This is a genomic window from Woronichinia naegeliana WA131 (assembly GCA_025370055.1).
Taxonomy (GTDB): Bacteria; Cyanobacteriota; Cyanobacteriia; order Cyanobacteriales; family Microcystaceae; genus Woronichinia; species Woronichinia naegeliana.
Genome location: CP073041.1, coordinates 7,214,055 through 7,233,882 on the forward strand (window position 1 = coordinate 7,214,055; position 19,828 = coordinate 7,233,882).

General features: G+C 46.2%; 14 protein-coding genes and 1 tRNA gene. 12 read left to right on the forward strand and 3 right to left on the reverse strand.

Features of this window, described 5'->3' with window-relative positions:
* The first annotated feature begins 55 nt into the window (after positions 1-55).
* From KA717_36680 to KA717_36705, 6 genes are all read left to right on the forward strand, one after another.
* Positions 56-751, forward strand: a complete 696-nt coding sequence (locus KA717_36680; protein ID UXE60915.1) for a response regulator transcription factor — start codon at positions 56-58, stop codon at positions 749-751.
* A 310-nt stretch (positions 752-1,061) separates the two neighbouring features.
* On the forward strand, positions 1,062-2,174 hold the full coding sequence (locus KA717_36685) for a hypothetical protein (GenBank protein ID UXE60916.1): 1,113 nt from the start codon (positions 1,062-1,064) through the stop codon (positions 2,172-2,174).
* Between the two features lie 251 nt (positions 2,175-2,425).
* On the forward strand, positions 2,426-4,246 hold the full coding sequence (locus KA717_36690) for a phosphodiester glycosidase family protein (GenBank protein ID UXE64894.1): 1,821 nt from the start codon (positions 2,426-2,428) through the stop codon (positions 4,244-4,246).
* A 131-nt stretch (positions 4,247-4,377) separates the two neighbouring features.
* A complete protein-coding gene (locus KA717_36695; protein ID UXE64895.1) occupies positions 4,378-4,761 on the forward strand; it encodes an Rrf2 family transcriptional regulator in 384 nt (127 codons plus the stop codon).
* Between the two features lie 106 nt (positions 4,762-4,867).
* The gene (locus KA717_36700; GenBank protein ID UXE60917.1) at positions 4,868-5,953 is read left to right on the forward strand and encodes an ATP-dependent 6-phosphofructokinase; all 1,086 of its coding nucleotides are present in this window, start codon (positions 4,868-4,870) and stop codon (positions 5,951-5,953) included.
* A 128-nt stretch (positions 5,954-6,081) separates the two neighbouring features.
* Positions 6,082-6,166: transfer RNA gene (locus KA717_36705), tRNA-Ser, on the forward strand.
* Positions 6,167-6,188: 22 nt separating this feature from the next.
* Here KA717_36705 and KA717_36710 read toward each other — a convergent pair.
* The 3 genes from KA717_36710 to KA717_36720 form a co-directional block, all read right to left on the reverse strand.
* Entirely contained in the window at positions 6,189-6,632 is a 444-nt protein-coding gene (locus KA717_36710; protein UXE64896.1) for an anti-sigma regulatory factor, read from the reverse strand.
* A 399-nt stretch (positions 6,633-7,031) separates the two neighbouring features.
* Positions 7,032-8,396, reverse strand: a complete 1,365-nt coding sequence (rlmD, locus tag KA717_36715) for a 23S rRNA (uracil(1939)-C(5))-methyltransferase RlmD (GenBank protein ID UXE60918.1) — start codon at positions 8,394-8,396, stop codon at positions 7,032-7,034.
* 68 nt (positions 8,397-8,464) lie between these two features.
* Complete coding sequence (locus tag KA717_36720; GenBank protein ID UXE60919.1) at positions 8,465-8,578, reverse strand: helix-turn-helix domain-containing protein; 114 nt, start codon at positions 8,576-8,578, stop codon at positions 8,465-8,467.
* Between the two features lie 188 nt (positions 8,579-8,766).
* Between KA717_36720 and KA717_36725 the strand changes: the two genes are divergently transcribed.
* The 6 genes from KA717_36725 (at position 8,767) to KA717_36750 (ending at position 19,817) form a co-directional block, all read left to right on the forward strand.
* Complete coding sequence (locus KA717_36725) at positions 8,767-14,664, forward strand: acyltransferase domain-containing protein (GenBank protein UXE60920.1); 5,898 nt, start codon at positions 8,767-8,769, stop codon at positions 14,662-14,664.
* Positions 14,665-14,678: 14 nt separating this feature from the next.
* Entirely contained in the window at positions 14,679-16,748 is a 2,070-nt protein-coding gene (locus KA717_36730) for an SDR family NAD(P)-dependent oxidoreductase (GenBank protein UXE60921.1), read from the forward strand.
* Positions 16,741-17,784, forward strand: a complete 1,044-nt coding sequence (locus KA717_36735; protein UXE60922.1) for an IS630 family transposase — start codon at positions 16,741-16,743, stop codon at positions 17,782-17,784. The genes KA717_36730 and KA717_36735 overlap by 8 nt, the downstream gene beginning before the upstream one ends.
* 326 nt (positions 17,785-18,110) lie before the next feature.
* Entirely contained in the window at positions 18,111-18,305 is a 195-nt protein-coding gene (locus tag KA717_36740) for a transposase (protein UXE60923.1), read from the forward strand.
* Between the two features lie 17 nt (positions 18,306-18,322).
* Entirely contained in the window at positions 18,323-19,498 is a 1,176-nt protein-coding gene (locus KA717_36745) for an IS4 family transposase (GenBank protein ID UXE60924.1), read from the forward strand.
* Entirely contained in the window at positions 19,458-19,817 is a 360-nt protein-coding gene (locus tag KA717_36750; GenBank protein UXE60925.1) for a hypothetical protein, read from the forward strand. The genes KA717_36745 and KA717_36750 overlap by 41 nt, the downstream gene beginning before the upstream one ends.
* The last annotated feature ends 11 nt before the right edge of the window (positions 19,818-19,828 follow it).

Here is a 19,828-nt window from a genome sequence, read left to right on the forward strand (position 1 = left end):
GGTACTTGGTTAATTTAGGTTTCTCTTTTTGCGATTGAATTTATCTCCTTGTCCTATGTCTGAACCTGCCCAGTTATTGCTTGTTGATGATGAACCTAGTATCCGCGAATCGGTGCAGGCTTATCTCGAAGATAGTGGCGATTTTCAAGTTGCCGTTGCGAGTAATGCGACGGATGCCTGGACTTATTTGCAACACCATTTACCGGATTTGATTATTTCCGATATTATGATGCCCCAAGTAGATGGCTATCAATTTTTAAGTAAGTTGCGAGATGATCCTCGTTTTAAGACTTTGCCCGTTATCTTCTTAACCGCTAGAGGGATGACCAGCGATCGCATTCAGGGTTATCAATCTGGTTGTGATGCGTATCTATCCAAACCGTTCGATCCAGAGGAATTGGAAGCCATTGTTAAAAATTTACTCGAACGTCGTCAGGCCAATATAGAGTCCCAGAGTGAATCGACTAAATTGCAGGAAATATATCAAGAAATCCGAGATTTGAAGGAACAAATTAGCCATCCTTCAGGGTTTGTGACTACACCTTCCCCCATTAAAATTGATTTAACACCTAGAGAACAAAGTGTTTTAGATTTAGTTGCCCAGGGATTAATGAATAAAGAGATTGCCTCTCGCCTAAAAACCAGTGTCAGAAATGTTGAGAAGTACGTCAGTCGCCTATTTAGTAAAACAGGAACCAATAGTCGGACTGAATTAGTGCGCTTTGCCCTCCAACATGGTTTAACCCAATAGTTTGCTAGAGAAAAATTGTCCTACGCTTTCTTAGAATAAACTTGTCCTAAACCAGGGAGTTAAAACCCTTACTGGCGGTTTTTAATGTCATAGTGAATCCGTTCGCCGCCATATTCCTTGGGGCAAGATTAATCAAAATTTAATAAGATCTTAGTTAGCTGTTAAAAACAAAGACCATCTAGAGGTTATAGAATTCTTAATAATTAGGATTAAACAGAAAACTGAACCTATATAAATTTTGAGTTCATCTATGCTAGCAAGTAGTTCGCTTACGCAGGAAAATATATCGGTTCTGGAAAAGTCGAATAATTTGGATTCTCTACCTCTGGATAACTATCGTGTAACTGTAGAAACGTTAACAGAAGAGGTTAAGGAGCATCTACTGGCAAACCCACGCTTGTCAGGAGTTATGATTACCCAAGATTATCAAGTGATTGGTGCAATTACACGGCGGACTTTATTTGAAAAATTAAGCAAAGAATTTAGTCATGGGATCTATGCAACTAAACCCATTTCAGTATTGTTAAATAGCCTCAGAGGGAAGGAAGAAATTCTAAAAATTTCCGCCACAACCCTGATTACTGATGCCGTTAAATTATCCTTTTGCCGTCCGATAAAATCAGCCTATGATCCAATTATGGTGCTCAAGAACGGTCAAGAGCGAGGAATGCTAGATTTTAGTAAATTAATTCTAGCTCAGTCAGAACTATTTTCCGCTCTCAATGAGCAGTTAATGCAACAAGAACAAGAACTTAGGAACTATGCAGATCAAGTAGAAGAACAGCGACAGCATGTTCAGCAATATGCAGTACAATTAGAACTTCAACAGCAGGAATTACAACAGCATAATACTTTACTAGAGCAGCAAAAAACACAGTTACAGCAACAGACAGAAGAATTGTCTCGCCAAGCTGAAGAATTATTTCATAAAAGTGAAGAAATTTCTAATTTAAATAAACGTTTTGAAGAAGTGGGGATTCTCGTCTCTAGAGAAGGCAAAAGAACTTTCAAAGAATTAGGCGATAGCGTCCAGTCGGTTCTTGAATTTACTCAGAAAATTAATGGAGTCAGTAGTGATTTTCAAGAAAAATTAACGATGATTGAGCAAGGTAATGATCTAATCAATAAAATTAGCAAGCGTGTAGAAAATATTTCCTATCAAGCCTCGGTTTTAGGCGGCAGTTTACCAGTAGATCATCAGAATAGGCTGGCCTTTAATATGATGATTGAAGAAATCAAAAAACTTAGTGTACAGATCTTGGAAGCGAATACTGCTATTAACAACCTTTCTAAAGAAATTCGACCGCAGATCCGTGTTTTAGTCAAAATCGCTCAAGAAAACCAAGAAGTGGTGACAACCCTTGCTCAAAATTCTCAGAATACTGAAATGGCTCTAGCCAATCTTTCTCAATTACTAGAATAGGTATTTAAACCTTTAGTGAGATAACTAAGAGCGGCGATCGCGGTCATTTGTGGGTTTAAAGGAAGCGGAAATTTACAATACTGATATCATTGTGGAACTATGGGTTTAACCGCAGTATTGTCTGCCAATCTTTAATCAGTTTTGCCATGTTTGATTTCCCACCTCTGCCCAATCCTAGCGCGATGCCAAGGGCACGCTACGCAATCGCCAAAAAGATCTGGCTAAGATTCGGTTTATCCATGCTGTTGACAATGCCGACTATTCTCTTGAGTAGTTTGGTCTGGAAAGCCATTCCCATCACCGGCACATCCCCCCAAGGCAGTTTTGCGATCGCCCAAGGCAATAACAAGCTGCTACAGCAAGGAAGTACTTTAGCGTTGGCAGGCAAAACCTTTCCGGTTAATTGGATCCAGTGGCAAGAAGGAGGACAAGTCCGCACCGGCATCAGCGATCTGGGAGCCATGCAAGTCTTGGGGATTGAGCTTTTGGATAGCAATCAGCCCCAGGTACAGCCCAGTCAGTGGTTTTCAACGGTGAGTAATCTCGCCACTCAATTCATCGCGCCCTATCGCTATCTGGATTTAACCGATTGGTTACAACAACTGGGCAATCAGGCCCAGGCACAGGGAGATACCTTAATGGTGAGTGCAACGGGTTCCCAGGTGACGGAGGTGCGGGAAGGCAATCAGGCTTGGGGAAAACGCATTGTCTTAACCCTTTCTCGACCTACTTTTTGGCAGGTTAGTCAGGCGAAAACGGAAGGGGTAGTCATGCTCAATGCCGCGATCGCTCCTAATCTTTTGACAACTAACGCTGTCCCTAATAATGGGATTAATAAACCCAATCAGCAGAGCAATGACGAAGATGATTTAGGCAGTAGTAATGGCGTAAAATCAACAGCCGGTCAAAGCTTTCGACTGGAGAATCTGGGAGCTAATAGCAAGATCTATGTCAGTCTCCCAACAGCGCATAAACTTCAGATCACAACTCTTAATAATCCCTATCGTTTAGTCATTGATATTCGGGCGGATGCTCCCCCGGCCAAAACCATTGTCTGGGCAGACGGGGTAACTTGGCGACAACAATTTATTGATATTGGCGGTGGTTCAGGTCTTTTTCCCGTGACCTGGTTAGAACTCAATCTTGCTTCTCCTCAAATTGCCCTGAAACCCTTAACGGCCAATCCCCAGGGTTTGCGCGGTATTGTCACCACAGCCAATCTGGTACGTGCTTGGCAAGCTTCAGCCGGTATTAATGGCGGTTTTTTTAATCGTAATACTCAATTACCATTAGGAGCAATCAAACGAGATAATCGCTGGTTATCTGGCCCTATTCTCAATCGTGGCGCGATCGCCTGGGACGATCAGGGTAAAGTAACCGTAGGACGCTTAAGTTTGCAGGAAAGTCTGACGACAAGCAATGGACAACAAATTGCAGTGAACTATGTTAATAGCGGTTTTGTGCAGAAAGGAATCGCCCGTTATACGACTGATTGGGGGGCGAACTATACGCCCATGACGGACAATGAAACCATTATTGTTGTTCAAAATAATCAAGTGACGGCCCAGCAATCTGGCGGCCAATCTGGTCAAAATGCCTTTCCGATTCCCCTGAACGGCTATCTCCTCACCCTGCGCGGTAATCCCCCAGCTCCGAATCTTTCGGTGAGAACGTCTCTAACCTTACAAAGTAGTGCTGTTCCGTCCAAATTTAATGATTTTTCCCAAATTGTGGGAGCCGGGCCGCTATTAATTGAGCAGGGAAAAATTGTCCTGAATGCAGCAGCAGAGAAATTTAATACCGGCTTTCAACAGCAACGGGCCTCTCGCAGTGCGATCGCGGTTAATGGAGCGGGAAAGATGCTGTTAGTCGCAGTGCATAATCGAGTTGGCGGTCAAGGGGCAACTTTAGCAGAAATGGCTTTGATTCTCAAAAAATTAGGAGCAGAATCGGCTCTGAACCTAGATGGCGGCAGTTCTACTTCTTTAGCCCTAGGGGGACAATTAATTGATCGTTCCGCCGTCACAGCCGCTAGAGTAAATAATGGTTTAGGACTTTTTATTCGTCCCTGAGCATCGTTTATGCTATTAAGGTAAGTTGATAGACAAACTGCTATTTACCCCAATAAACCTTGAATAAATCCATCTATAGTCTGCTCGATTTACCTTCTAAGGTTGAATATGCTTTGCTGGCCTTGTTGGAAATGGCAATGCGATTTAATCAGCAAACCCCCCTGACGGTTAGTGAAATAACTGCTAGACAACCCATTCCTGAACGTTACCTAGAGCAAATTTTGGGAACATTGCGTCGGGGTGGCCTCTTAAAAAGTCAACGGGGCTTTGGCGGCGGTTATCTTTTGGCCCGCGATCCTAGTCAAATTTCACTGCTGGATATTGTCACTCTCATTGAAGGTGAGCGTAAAGCAGAGCAACAGGGAGAATTTCCCACCATTGAGGTCAGACTGATCCGAGAAGGCTGGCAACAGGCCAATATCGCTGCTCAAACGGTTTTAGCTCAGTGTTCTCTGGCTGATCTCTGTAAACAACGGCAGCAATATCTGCAAACCAGCTTGATGTATTATATTTAGTCTCTAACCGAGAAAGTGGGCACAACCTTAAGAATGTCCAAGAATAACGGTCATTTTTTCCATTCCCCCTAACAATAAAAAGCGTCCTAGCTAACACAGGAAATCTATGGGAGAGAAAAAACGGATTGGCATTTTAACCAGTGGGGGTGATTGTGCAGGCTTGAATGCGGTCATCCGGGCGGTCGTACATCATGCAATCGGCAACTATGGTTGGGAAGTGGTTGGCATTAAGGAGGCCACTAATGGCTTAATGAGCAATCCGCCCCAGGTGGTTAATTTTGATCTAGAAACAATTGACTCACTGCTACTTATGGGGGGAACCATACTCGGTACGACCAATAAGGGTAATCCCTTTGCTTTTCCCATGCCTGATGGTTCCGTCCGCGATCGCACCCAGGAAATTATTGATGGTTATCGCAGTTTGAACCTAGAAGCTCTGATTGGCATTGGCGGCGATGGTAGTTTAGCGATTCTTCGCAAAATTGCTCAACAGGGCGGCATTAACCTGGTCGGTATTCCCAAAACCATTGACAACGATGTGGGGGCGACGGAAACGTCCATCGGTTTTGATACCGCGCTCAATATTGCCACCGAGGCCCTGGATCGTCTGCATTTTACGGCGGCGAGTCATAACCGTGTGATGGTCTTAGAAGTGATGGGACGGGATGCGGGTCATATTGCTTTAGGAGCAGGCATTGCTGGCGGGGCTGATATCATTCTTATTCCTGAAATTCCCTACCATCTAGACAATATCTGCAAAAAAATTCGCCAGCGTCAGGCCAGGGGTCAACACTTTTGTTTGGTGATCGTATCTGAAGCTGTTCGTACCGAATTAGGAGATCCGCTTAAGGGAGTACAACAGATGGGAGAAGATCGTTATGGCGGTATTGGCAAATATATTGCTGAGAAAATCGCTGAATATACGGGGGCTGAAACCCGTGTCACCGTACTAGGTCACATTCAACGGGGCGGAATCCCGTCCCCTGTGGATCGTCTCTTAGGAGCAGCCTTTGGTGTTGCCTCCGTGGATCTAATTGCCGCCGGTCACTATGATCAGATGGTCGCTTGGCAACGTCGTCAAGTGATTAGTGTCCCCATTGCTGAAGCGATTCAAACCTACCGTTCTGTGGATCTGGAGGGAACCCTAGTGAAAACAGCCAAGGGATTAGGTATTTGTTTAGGCGATGATTGAGGAGTGGTGTTCCTTACCATGCTAACTAGGGCGATCGCATTCTCTTAGGAGAGAAAATAACTGGCGATCGCTCTCGTCTCCTATGAAGAAAAAACAACTTTTTAGGGTAGAATGACAAAGGAAAATCTGGAGAGGTGGCAGAGCGGTTGAATGCGGCAGACTCGAAATCTGTTTTAGGGCGACCTAACGGGGGTTCGAATCCCCCCCTCTCCGTTCCTAACTTGAACTCACAACACTAGGCACGAATTTCTTTAACTTGCTTACTTAAGCGAAGTTGGGTGCCATGGGCATTCCAGTGAACTTGATCAAAGACTTCGTGCAGGATACAAAGTCCTCTGCCACTTTCGGCTTCTTCGGGGGGGAGAAAAACTTCGGCACAGTCCTCGCCCTCACCACATTGACACTGGGGGGTAAACCCTTCTCCTTGATCGGATATTACCCAAGCCATGCCTTCTTTGGAAGTCGTAAAATGAACAACAATAGATTTACTAGGATCCAGTTTATTCCCGTGTTTTGCCGCGTTAACTAGTGCTTCTTGGAGTCCTAGCCGAATTTCATCCCGAAAACAATTAGGAACACTGGTTAGCAGTAGGTCAAGGACTGGACACAAATAAAGCGTAGAAGAGAAGCTAAGTGTACTCCAACTCCGTTTAATCGGAGGAAGGGAAATAGAAATCACGCGCTTTACCTCTAAGACTGAAATACAAGAATACTGGCAAAAAAGGGGATTAGCTCTCAATGCTTCGGCCTCTCAATTAGCCCCATTAAGTACACCCTAGGGATTAGGACAGAATGTCCAGTCTAAAATATCCCTAAACGTTTGAAACCTTGTTTTTTAAGGCCTTCAGTAAAAACCAATTACGGCGAAAATTAACGTAACCATAGCGATTCAATCAAAAAATTGATGCTACTGACTTGATCATAGGTTTTCTTGACAGAGAGAAAGACTGGAAGAATGCAAAGCTCTAATGAATGCTCTTGACGGAACCCAGTCACGATACTCATTCTAACGCAATCTTTCCTAAGCGATTGTTATCTTGATCGCATCAAATTTTGTCAGAGGGCGTGATTGGGTTGTTTAGGGTCTTTGCAAAATAACCGCACATTCGACGTGAGCCGTTTGGGGAAAGAAGTCTGCTCCCTGAATCCAACTCAATTGGTAGTTGACCGCCTGGCAAAGGAATTTTAAATCCCTGGCGAGGGTAGCAGGTTGGCAACTGATGTAAACAATCGTGCGGGGGGCATGGGCCACCAAGGTTTCTAGGACTTGATGATCGCAACCTTTACGAGGAGGATCTAGAAGCACAATGTCAGGGATTTGAGACAATTGAGGTAATAGCGTTTCTACTTTGCCTTGCTGAAATTCCACATTCGTAATCTGGTTGATCTCGGCATTGCGGCGGGCTTGATGAACAGAAGCGGTATTAATCTCTAAAGCGATCGCCGATTTAACCTTTTGGGCGAGCGGTAAGGTAAAAGTCCCGATCCCACAGTAGGCATCCACCAGGTGTTCATCTCCCGTTAATGGCAATTGTCCAATAATTGCTGTTAGTAAACTCTCCGCTGCTTCTGTGTGGATTTGGAAAAAGGTATCGGGGCCAAGCTCAAATTCTAAACCCGCAAAAATTTCTCGACAGCTATTCCGACCGACAATGATCTGTGTCTCTTCCCCAAAAATGACATTGTTGTGTTGTGGTTGACAGTTGAGAGCTACGCCCACTAGTTCGGGGTAACGCTCTAACCAGATTTCGGCCTGTTCTGTGAGACCAGGCAAAGAAGGACTCGCACTGATTAAGGTAAGTAGAATTTCGCCGGTTCTTCGCCCAATCCGCAGAGCCAGATGGCGTAGTTTTCCCCGTTGTTGGCTTTCATCATAAATTGACCAGCCCTGGGACTGAATATCCTGTTTAATCTCCTTGAGGAAGGGGTTAAGACGACCATCTTGCACTGGACATTGATTGAGATTAATCAAATGATGACTTTGACGGCGGTAATAACCCGCTTGAACTTGTCCACTTTGAGAACGGGCCAGGGGGTAGGTAACTTTGTTGCGATAGCCCAAATTATCGACAGAACTGAGAAGGGGCGCGATCGCCAGATCCATAAAACCACCAATCCGTTCTAGGGCATCAATAATTTGCTGTTGTTTGCTTGCTCGTTGGTAATCGATATCAATATGCTGCCACTGACAGCCGCCACACTTATCAGCCACAATACAGTTCGGTCGAATGCGATGGGGGGATGGGGTTAAAATCTCCTGAAGTTGCCCATAACTATACTGTTTTTTCAATCGCACTAATCTCACCAAGACGCGATCGCCAGGGACAGTATCAGGGACAAACACAACTCGCTCTTGAAAACGCCCTAAGCCCTCACCACTATTGCTTAAACCAGTAATCTCTAACTCGATTAAATTGCCCTGTTGCCAAGTGGGATTGCTCATAGTTAATCCAAATAAGAGGAGAACTTGATTTTGTCGTGGGGATGGGATTGATTGTGGTTTAGGACAGCCTAAGTAAGGGCTAAACCTTGATTCCAGGCATGACGGGCAGTCCCAGCGTGTTTGGCGAGAGTTGTCCGTTGGGCGTTATTGAGTTTTAGCTCAGTTTTAAATCCCAAGAGCATAGTGAAGCCAAGAAGTTCAATTCAAGATTATGATAAACAAAAACAGAGAGATTGGCTCAGGTTGAATCTCTGGATAAAAATTAAAAATTTGAAAATGAACAAAAGTTAGTGATTATTAGCAAAACCATTACTGTTAATTAACCCTTCGTATGAAAAAAAAACTCTGCTTTTCCTTAACACCTGCTGGGTTGCTTCATTCCAGAATAGCGATCGCCACCAGTAAAGCCGGCGGAGTGGGCGTACTCGATCTGGAATTTTGTCGCCCCGAAGATGGAGAGAGAATCACTCAAAATCTTAATACTCTATTAGGGACTATTTCGATGGAACAAGAGATGGGTTTAAGATTCCGAGGGAATCAGCTTTCTTTTGTATCTTCCCTTTTGTCTCGTTTATCAGCTCGTCCCTATTGGATCATGCTGACAGGTTGGACAGCAGAGAATTTAAACAATATTTTGACTCAGTTACCGTCGGCCCATTCCTATCAACTCTTATTAGAAGTGACAGGGGCGGATCAGCTTGACCAGATTGTAGCCTTATCTGTCCCTATTGCCGGTCTTGTGCTGAAAGGAAGTGAAAGTGGGGGTTGGGTTGGCGAGGAATCCGCCTTTATGTTAGTACAAAAAGTCGTGGCCCAACAATACCAAAAGCAGACTTCACCCAAACTGCCCGTGTTTGTTCAGGGGGGAATCGGGGTTTGCACCGCAGCCGCTTGTTATGGCATTGGGGCCGCTGGTGTGGTGTTAGATGATCAATTATGGTTAATGCCAGAGTCACCTCTGCCGGAAACTTGGCAACGTCACTTAAAGGGGCTGAGTGGACAAGAGGCCTCACTCTATGGTGACAAATTAGGAGCCGGTTGTCGAGTTCTAGCGCGTCCTAGCTTTAAAGGAATTGCTCGCTTACAAGAATGGGCAGAGAAGTTGGAAATTCAAGCAGCAGATTTGGCCCAAGCGATCCCCCTCTGGCAAGAGCGTGTCTCAGACATTATGGGTTGGGGAGAAGCAACGGATTTTGTTTGGCCAATGGGTCAAGCGGTGGGTTTTGCCGAAGGATTAGTAGAACGTTATAAAACGACTGGCCGCCTGATTCAAGCCTTGATGGGTCAGAGTGTAGAACAGGTCAAACAAGCTCAAGATCTTCAACCTCTTCAGGCGCGATCGCCGTTGGCCCAGGCCCATCGGACAGAGTATCCCATTGTTCAAGGGCCAATGACCAGGGTAAGTGATACCGCAGAATTTGCTGCCGCCGTAGCCAAAGGTGGAGGACTACCCCTATTAGCCCTAGCCATGATGCGTGGTAAACAGGTAGAAGCTCTCCTCCGTCAGACCCAAGAACTTTTAGGAGAACAGTCCTGGGGAGTAGGAATGCTGGGTTTCGTTTCCCAAACCCTACGGGAAGAACAAATGGAAGCCATTCGAGCCGTTAAGCCCCCGTTTGCTCTAATTGCTGGTGGCAGACCCGATCAAGCGGCCCATTTTGAATCCCTGGGAATTCCGACCTATATCCATGTACCTGTCCCACGACTGCTTAAAATGTTCTTACAACAGGGAGCCAGACGCTTTGTCTTTGAGGGACGTGAATGCGGCGGACACGTGGGCCCCTTATCCAGCTTTGTGCTTTGGGAAAGCATGATTGCTACCTTGTTGAATGAAGTGACAAGTAGTATGGCCTCAGAGGTTCATGTGCTTTTCGCGGGGGGAATTCACGATGCTTACTCGGCGGCGATGCTGGGGGCCATGACCGCACCGCTAGTGGCCAAAGGTATTCGAGTGGGAATGTTAATGGGAACGGCCTATCTCTTCACCCAAGAAGCTGTGGTCGGGGGGGCAATTATCCCTGAATTTCAAGCACAAGCGATTCAATGTCATCGTACTGTAACCCTAGAGTCAGGGCCAGGTCATGCCACCCGTTGTGCCGTCACCCCTTTTTCCCAAGAATTTGAAGAAACTCGTCGTCGTTTATTGACAGAAGGGAAATCCAGTGAAGAAATTCGCAATGCCTTAGAAGACTTGAATGTGGGTCGCCTACGGATTGCTTCTAAGGGTTGTAACCGTAATGCCGAAGGGAAAATAGTGGCCGTTCCTTTGGAGCAGCAACGGGCAGAAGGGATGTACATGATTGGGCAAGTGGCCACCCTCCATGAGCAAATCTTTACCATTAAGGATCTTCATGAGCAGGTCTGTGTGGAAAGCAATCATCTCCTCTTAAAGCAGGAATTACCTCAGCCATCTTCTCCCTCTGGCCAACTCACCCAACCCTCCGATATTGCCATTATTGGCATTGGCACTCTCTTACCAGGTGCTCAAAGTCCAGAGGAATTATGGAGCCATATTCTTGAGAAGAAAAATGCCATTACGGAAATTCCGGCTCATCGTTGGGATTGGCGTTTGTATTACGACTCAGATCGTTCTGCCAGAGACAAGATTTATTCCAAATGGGGCGGCTTTTTAGACGATATTCCCTTTGATCCTCTGGATTACGGTATTCCTCCCAAATCTTTAAAATCCATTGAGCCGATGCAGTTGCTCATTTTGGAGACAGTGCGTAAAGCTTTGGCCGATGCGGGTTACGAAGACAGAGATTTTGATCGGGAAAATACCTCTGTGATTGTAGGGGTGAGTGGCGGTAGTGCTGACTTGGGACAACAGTACGGAACTCGTTCAGAAATTCCCCGTTTTGTGGAAAATCCGCCGCCGGAAGTTTGGGATCGATTGCCGGAATGGACAGAGGAAAGTTTTCCAGGACTTTTATTAAATGTAACAGCCGGTCGTATTGCCAACCGTTTTGATTTTGGTGGGACGAATTGTAGTGTGGATGCAGCCTGTGCTTCTTCCCTTTTGGCCCTGAAAATGGCCGTGGATGAGTTGGAGTCAGGACGTTGTAATGTGGCGATCGCCGGTGGCTTGGATACTACACAAAGCCCCTTTGCCTATTTTTGTTTTAGTAAAACGCCAGCCATGTCCCCCACCGGTCAATCCCGACCCTTTGATAAAAATGCCGATGGTATTGTCATTAGTGAAGGTGCTGGTATTGTCGTGCTCAAACGTCTTCAGGATGCCGAAGCGGACGGCGATCGCATTTATGCTGTGATTAAGAGTGTGGGCAGTTCCAGTGATGGTAAGGCTTTGGGATTAACTGCGCCCTTGAGTTCTGGTCAACGTCGCGCTCTGCAACGAGCCTATCAAAAGGCAGACTTTTCCCCTGGCACGATCGCCCTCTATGAGGCTCATGGAACCGGAACACCGGCGGGAGACAAGGCCGAATTAGAAACCATCAACAATACCCTCGTGGCAAGCGGCAAGGCCCTACCCAAATCCTGTGCGATTGGCTCAGTGAAATCTTTGATTGGTCATACAAAAGGTTCGGCTGGTATAACAGGGTTGATCAAAGCTTCTTTAGCTCTCTATCACAAAGTCTTAACGCCCCATGCCAACGTGCAAAAACCCCTATCCTTGCTGGAAGAAGCAGAAACACCTGTTTACCTTTTAAAAGAAGCTCATCCCTGGCTCCCAAATCCTGATTATCCTCGACGGGCAGGGGTAAGTGCCTTTGGTTTTGGGGGAACCAATTTCCATGCTGTTCTAGAAGAGTATGACGGCGGCTTACAGGAATCCGTCCTCGGCAGTAATCCTTGGCCGCAAGAATTATTGGTTTTTCGGGCTGAAAACCGGACAAAACTGATTAGTCAAGTTCAACAGTTGCAACAACAGTTACAGGCAGGAGCCGAGCCTCAGTTACGGGATTTGGCCTATAGCTATGCCCAACGGGCGCAATCTTTCACGGCCTATCCGATTGGGTTAGCCATTGTGACGGCCAATCTCGGTCAACTTCAAAGCGATTTAGCCCTAGCCCTCGATTACCTGAATGGGTCTGAAACCCAGGTCTTACCGCCCCATATTCTCTACGGCGAGAATGCGGCCCCCTCGACCCAACCCATCGCTTTTCTCTTTCCTGGTCAGGGAGCCCAATATCCTGAAATGGGACGGGAATGGAGTTTGTATCTGCCTGAAGTTCAGGCGGCCCTTGCCTTTGCCGATCAGCAACTCGCTTCGCACTTTCCCCAACGTTTGAGCCAGTTGATCTATCCTCCTAGTGCCTATTCCGAAGCGGGGGAACGTCAACAACAGGATGTTCTCCGTCAAACCAATGTGGCCCAACCGGCGATCGGAACTCTGTCGATGGGATTATTCCATTTTCTGAGTCGTCTGGGTTTTAAACCGTCCGTATTGGCGGGTCATAGCTATGGGGAATACACTGCGCTCTATGGGGCGGGGGTTTATTCTGCCAGGGATTTTCTCAAGCTCTCTGCCATTCGTGGTCAGGCTATGGCTAAAGCGGGTCAAGATTTTCCAGGAACTATGGCTGCGGTTCAAAGCGATCGCGCTACGGTCGAAAAATATCTTCAAGCGACTCAAGACATTGTTCTGGCCAGTCACAACACCCCCTCCCAGGTGGCCATTGCTGGACAAACCCAAGCCGTTTTAGCTCTGGTAGATCGCCTCAATCAAGAGGGTATTAATGCTCGGACACTGCCGGTTTCGGGAGCGTTTCATTCTCCCTATATGACCCAAGCCCAGGCCCCCTTAGCTGAGGCCATCAATCGTACAGAGATGCAGCTTCCCCAGATTCCGGTTTACAGCAATGTAACGGGGGATATTATGCCTGATGATCTGGAGCGTCTGCGGGGACTCCTGTTAGAGCATCTACTGGATCCCGTAGAATTTGTGAAAGAAATTACCACGATGTATGAGCAGGGAGTCCGTACTTTTGTAGAAGTGGGGCCGCGTTCGATCCTTAGCAATCTGAGTCGCCAAATTTTGGCAGAACGGGATCACACGATTGTTGCCTTAGATGCTGGCGGCAGTGATCTGCGAGGATTGCTAGTGGGTCTGGGTAATTTGTTTGTTCGAGGCATTGATTTTAACGTGACAGCCCTTTTCCAACATCGTCCGGTTCAATCCTTAGAACTCAATCGTCTCGTTGAGTTAACCCGTAAGCCAGACTTATCGCGCACGACCTGGCTGCTCAATGGTGGTAGCATCCGTAAACAGGATGAAGCCGTGGGCTATTCAGGAAAATTACCCCCCCTAACCCTAGAAACTGCCAAGGTAAATCCCACTTCGGTACAAACTACTAGCCCAACACCGAAACCTGACCAGCCGGTAGGAACAGCCCCAGTTCCAACGGTGAGCAATATCAGCCCAACCAACCACAAATTCCCTGCTTTTTCTGTTCATTCCAACCCAGCTTCCCTGCCAATTTCGGCGGACAACACTACAATTTCTGATCAAGCTTCTCTTCCCCTCAGCCATTACCCGATGAATCAACCAAATTATCCTGACAATTTTCCGCCTCACCATTCCTACAACCCTGGTCAGGAAGCCTTGATGGCTTATCAGTCCTATCAGGAAACCATGCGACATTTTCTGGTTTTACAGGAACGGGTAATGGCTCATTTCCTCACAGGAATGCCGGCTGCTGCCCCAATGCCCGGTAATAGTTGGCGCAGTATGCCCGTCAGTAATGCGGCCCCGATGATTGCTCCCCAACCTAGTCCGGCCGTTAATGGTGGTCATCGAGATGGTTCTGCGCCTCCAGCCCATCACCTTACTGTACCTGCCGGTTTACGCCCGATTCCTGCTCCCATAGAAACCGTCAGTACACCTCCCCCCGTCCCCCCGTCCCCCCCTCTCCCCGTATCGCCCCCAACTCCAGCGATCGTGAGCCAACCCACCGCTAGTGCAGCAACCGTTGTCCCTACGACCGACCATGCTTCAACCCTGGATCGGGCTTCTTTAACAGAAATACTGTTGAATTTAGTCAGCGATCGCACGGGTTATCCCACCGATTTATTAAAACTGGATCAGGATTTAGAGGCGGAATTAGGGATTGATTCCATTAAGCGAGTTGAAATTCTAGGCGCGTTACAAGAAGAGTTGTCGGGGGCGATCGCCGGTCAAGTGCAACAACAAATGGAACGCTTTACCAGTGCTAAATCCCTAGATAATATTCTGGATCAATTATTAGCCCTGATGACCCAAGGAGCCTCCTCTGGAACTGAGGTCAATGGCTTGGGAAAGCGGTAAGCCCTCGCTACGTCATGGGAGCCGAACCAGAAGTTTTACCGATCTCGGTTGTGGCCCCGCTCGCTGGTCTTTTTCTGATTACCGAAGACGAAACGGGGGTTGCTAACTTAGTGGCCCAGGCTTTACAGCAACGGGGAGTTAAAACAGTACTGCTTTCCCAATCAGTGCTGGCTAATTCTGAACAATTAACCGCTCAAGTAACTGCCTTGGCTGGACAGGGGCCCGTTTCGGGCATTGTGCATTTACTCGGTTTAAATTCTCATCCTTTACCGGAAAATCTTGCCGACTGGCAAGCCGCAACCCAAGGGCAGATCAAAGGTCTTGTGCAATTGCTTAAACTTTGCGCTCAGGATTTACAGGCTGTGGGTAAAGAGGTTTATGCGGTGGTGCTGGGAGCCTCGAATCTGGGGGGTGAATTTGGCCGCAATGGACAATGCCAACCTGGTTCCTTGATCGCTGGTGGCCAGACAGGTTTACTCAAAACTTTGGCGGCGGAATGGCCAACGGTGGTGACAAAATCCTTGGACTTTGATCAGGCGGCTCCTGCGGTGATTGCGGCTCGCATCCTAGAAGAATTATTGCTGCCAGGTGGACGGATTGAAGTGGGTTATCCTCAAAACACCCGCACGATTTTTCGCAGTTTAGAGATTCCCCTTACCGACCGGTCGGGAGAACCCTCTCTCAAGCCCACCCAGGATTGGGTGCTGTTGGCAACGGGGGGAGGAACAGGCATTACAGCCCAAATGTTGGCCGATCTAGCTCCCCTTGGTTTAACACTGATTTTGACAGGGCGTACGCGAAGCGTGCCTTTGGCATCGCCGGAACCGACTCCTGAGTCAGACCTAACCCAAGGCATCACCGAGATTGGTCAATTACGAACCCTGATGTTAAACCAGGTGAAAAGTGAAGGAATTATCCCCACCCCTGTCTTAGTAGAACAACGGGTTAAACAGCTTTTAAAACAACGGAGTTTGCGTCAAAGTTTAGATCACTTACGCACTCTAGGGGCCAAGGTGGAATATCACACCGTTGATAGTCGAGATCCTTCCCAGGTAGAAGCCTTGTTCAATCATATCTATGGCCACTATGGTCGTTTAGATGCGGTGGTTCATGGGGCGGGCATTATTGAGGACAAGTTACTAGCGGATAAACCCTTGGATTCCTTTGCCAGAGTGTTTGATACCAAGGTCGATAGTCTCTTTTTATTGAGTCGCTATCTGCGTCCTGAATCCCTTAAACTTTTGGTGTTATTTAGCTCCATCGCTGGTCGTTATGGCAATCGGGGTCAATCGGACTATGCCACTGCCAATGAGGTGATGAACCGTTTTGCTTGGTATCTAGATCAGCAATGGCCATCGGTACGGGTTGTTGCTATCAATTGGGGCCCCTGGGATAGTGAAGGCATGGCCTCTGAGGGGGTTAAACGCCAGCTACGAGAACAGGGCATTATTCCTATTCCCGAAGTAGAAGGCCGACAGTTTTTCCTCAATGAGATCTATTACGGTCGCAAAGGAGAGGCAGAAGTCATTGCTGGGGAAGGCCCCTGGGAAAGTAAAGAACAGGAACAGGCCCGTTTACGCATTGTCGATCTGGCCCCAAAACTGCCGCCCCGTGCTTTCCCGCTTCTAGAACGTGAGCTTCAACTACAACCGAATGGTAGTCTCACCCTCAGTCATCAGTTTTCCCTGCTTAATGACCCATATTTGCGAGATTACTCGCCCCAGGGATTGCCTACCCTTTCACCGGCGATCGCCTTGGAATGGTTAGCAGAATTGGCCCAGGCTGGTTGGCCGGAATGGAAACTAGCAGAAGTTCGAGATTTTCAAGTCTTGCAGCCCGTCATTTTAGCAGACTCCACCGCCTCCCTAGAAGTCATGTTCAAGGAGATCGCCTCTAGTCATAGCAATACAGAATCCATCGAAATTGTAACGGAAATGGTGGCGGTAGAAACTCAGGCAATTCTCTATCGGGCTGCTGTCAGTTTACGCTACTATACTAAACACGGTCACAGGTTGCGAATTCTAAAAATAAGAGATAATATAATAAAAATAGAAAAATTAGTCAAGAGGCTGAGAAATGATTAAGTTAGAATTTACAGAAGAAGACAAAAGACTGTTGTCTTACGGTCGGTTTAATCACCCGCATCCTAGAGTGCAGCTAAAGATGGAAGTTTTATGGCTAAAAAGTCAGGGATTGTCTCATCAAAAAATTGCTCAATTCGCAGGAGTTTCAGTAAATACGGTGACAAGCTATATCCGTGATTATCAAGAGGGCGGGATAGAAAAACTAAAAGAAATAAAATTTAATCGCCCGAAAAGCGAGTTAACAGAGCATCAAGGGACAATTGAGGCATATTTTGAGTCAAATCCACCAGCAGCAATAAATGAAGCAGTAAAAAGAATAGAAGAATTAACAGGAATAAAAAGAAGTCCGACGCAAGTCAGAAAATTTTTAAAGTCAATAGGAATGAGGTTTCTAAAGGTGGGAACAATTCCATCAAAAGCAGATGTAGAAGCTCAGGATAGCTATAGAGAAAAAGAACTAGAACCAAGGCTAGAAGAGGCAAAAGCAGGAAAAAGGGCAGTTTTCTTTGTAGATGCCTCTCATTTTGTAATGGGAGCATTTGTAAATTTTATATGGTGCTTCAAGAGGATTTTTATTAAGTCACCATCAGGGAGAAAACGTTTTAATGTGTTAGGAGCATTAAATGCAATTACCCATGAAGTAATTATGGTAACGAACAGTTCTTATATTACGGGAACTCAGGTTTGTGAACTCCTAGAAAAGATAGCAGAATTAGGACTATTAATACCGATTACGTTGGTATTAGACAATGCTCGTTATCAAAAATGCCGAATTGTACAGGAGTTGGCAGAATCATTAGGAATAGAGTTACTGTACTTACCTCCTTATTCTCCTAACTTGAATTTAATTGAAAGACTGTGGAAGTTTGTGAAGAAGAAGTGTTTATACGCAAAATATTATGAAGATTTTACGCAGTTTTCTGCAGCAATTTCAGGATGTCTTGAGGATGCTAACGTAAAATATAAGGAGGAGCTTGATTCTCTGCTCACCTTACGATTTCAACGCTTTGATAAATCTCAGATTATGAACGTTTGAAGTATACCTAGAAGATTTGAGCCTCAGTGCTCCTGAACCATTAACGGGTGGAGCTAACCTAACCCATTCAGAAATTTATAGCGGCTCCTATGACCTACCGGGTCAACCTTGGCAAAGCCTACAATCTGACTTTTCCCGTTAAGTCCAAAATCCAGCAATGCAAACTTCTAGAGGCTTTATCTGGCAAGGGTTTGAGTAATGATTCTCTTGACAGGAAAAAAATATTCTGAAGCCATCATCCCGCTTATCGTTCAAATTTCAAAAACAAAGGATGAAGGGAGTATGAGACTGTAAAATGGAGAAAATCTTAAAGGGCAGGTCAAAAAATGTTGGAATGGTGGACAAAAAACTTTGCCAGTTGTGAATTGGGAGACGAGAGGCTAAACAATCGTGCCTTCTCGATTGGGAAAAAGTTAAGTGAGGGGTTTGGAAAAGCCTTATCAGAAGTGTTTAAGGGAGGAAACGAGTTAAAGAGGGCCTATGAATTTTTGGGAATCCGAAAACAGACTTTGTCAAGATAATAGAGCCGCACTGTGAAATGACAACTGCCGCCGTAGAAGAATATAAGATAATGCTATCAGTCGGAGATACGACCTTCTTAGATTATCGCAATATCAAGGAAAAAAGGGAAGGGTATGGGCCGACTGGAAAAGGAGGGAATGGATTAATACTGCATAGTGCTTTAGCAATTGAGCCAGAAAAAGGACAAGTATTAGGTTTATTATGGCAAAAACTGTGGAATAGGGAGGTAAAAGAAAAGCCCCCAACAGATGAAACGGCGAAGCAGAAAAAAGAAAGACAGAAAGAACAAAGAAAAGCAGCTCGTCAAAGACCATTTGAGGAAAAAGAATCCTACAAATGGGTAGAGGCTCTAAACACCTGTGAGAAACAGGTAGAAAGTTCAACGAGGGTAATTCATGTATTTGACAGAGAAGGAGATGTTTCAGAAGTCTTTGACTCAGTGCGTCAACTCAAGCATACAGGAGTGCTGGTCAGAGCGTCTCATAATCGTAGTTTAGACAAAAATAGTGAACGACTTTGGCAACATTTGGAATCAGAACCGATTCGTTTTCATCAAGAAATCGAGATTCCGAGTACAGGAAAAAGAAAAGCACGGAAGGTTAAGCTTGCCGTCCGATTTTGCTCAGTTAATCTACGAACTCCCTATCGTTTTGATAATCGTGACCCGTTGAATGTCTATGCTGTTTATGCGACAGAAATCGATTGTCCCGAAGGCGAAACTCCTTTATCTTGGATGCTTCTGACTACAGAAGTTGTTGAGACTATTGAGATGGCTGTCACTATTCTTCGTTGGTACACCTACCGATGGCGGGTTGAAGAATTTCATAAAGTCCTTAAGTCTGGTTGTCAGAGTGAGCGTTATCGACTTGCCTCTGATGGAATGAAAACTCTTTTGGGTTTTTTAAGTGTCATTGCTGTTGAACTTTTACACGTTACTTATCTTCATCGTACCCAGCCCGATGCTCTCGCGATTGAAATTCTTAATCCTCTTCAACTTCAGGTGTTAAAAGCAGCCGCCTCTCAAAAACTTCCCCCTATTTTGACTGTTGCTTGGGCTGTCGAGTCTGTTGCTTTTCTTGGTGGTTATCTTGAACATCGTCGTAAAACTCCTCTCGGTATCCAAGTCCTTTGGCGCGGTTGGTTGAAGTTGCATGACCTTTGCCAAGGCTGGCAGCTTGCAATCCGCACTTAACGGGAAAAGTCAGAGCCTACAATCCATTGCTCAGTTGCAAAACCGAGGAGCTAACGCTGAAATCCTCAGTAGTTCTGTGGCCGAATTCCTGCCGACGATGGAGCCACCACAACCGACCTGGCTTCTTGACCCTCAATGGGTGGATGCAGCCCTACAGTTAGCTCGTATATGGGCAAAAAGCCAATCTCAAACTGTCACTCATGTAGCGCGTTTAGGGGCAGTGCAAGTTTCCCCCTCTGTCCCTCGTCCGACGACCTTAACCCTGGCCCTGCGAGCAAAAGCGTCGGGGACTGATTCGGTGGGTGTGACCTTTAGTTGATGAAGGAAAAG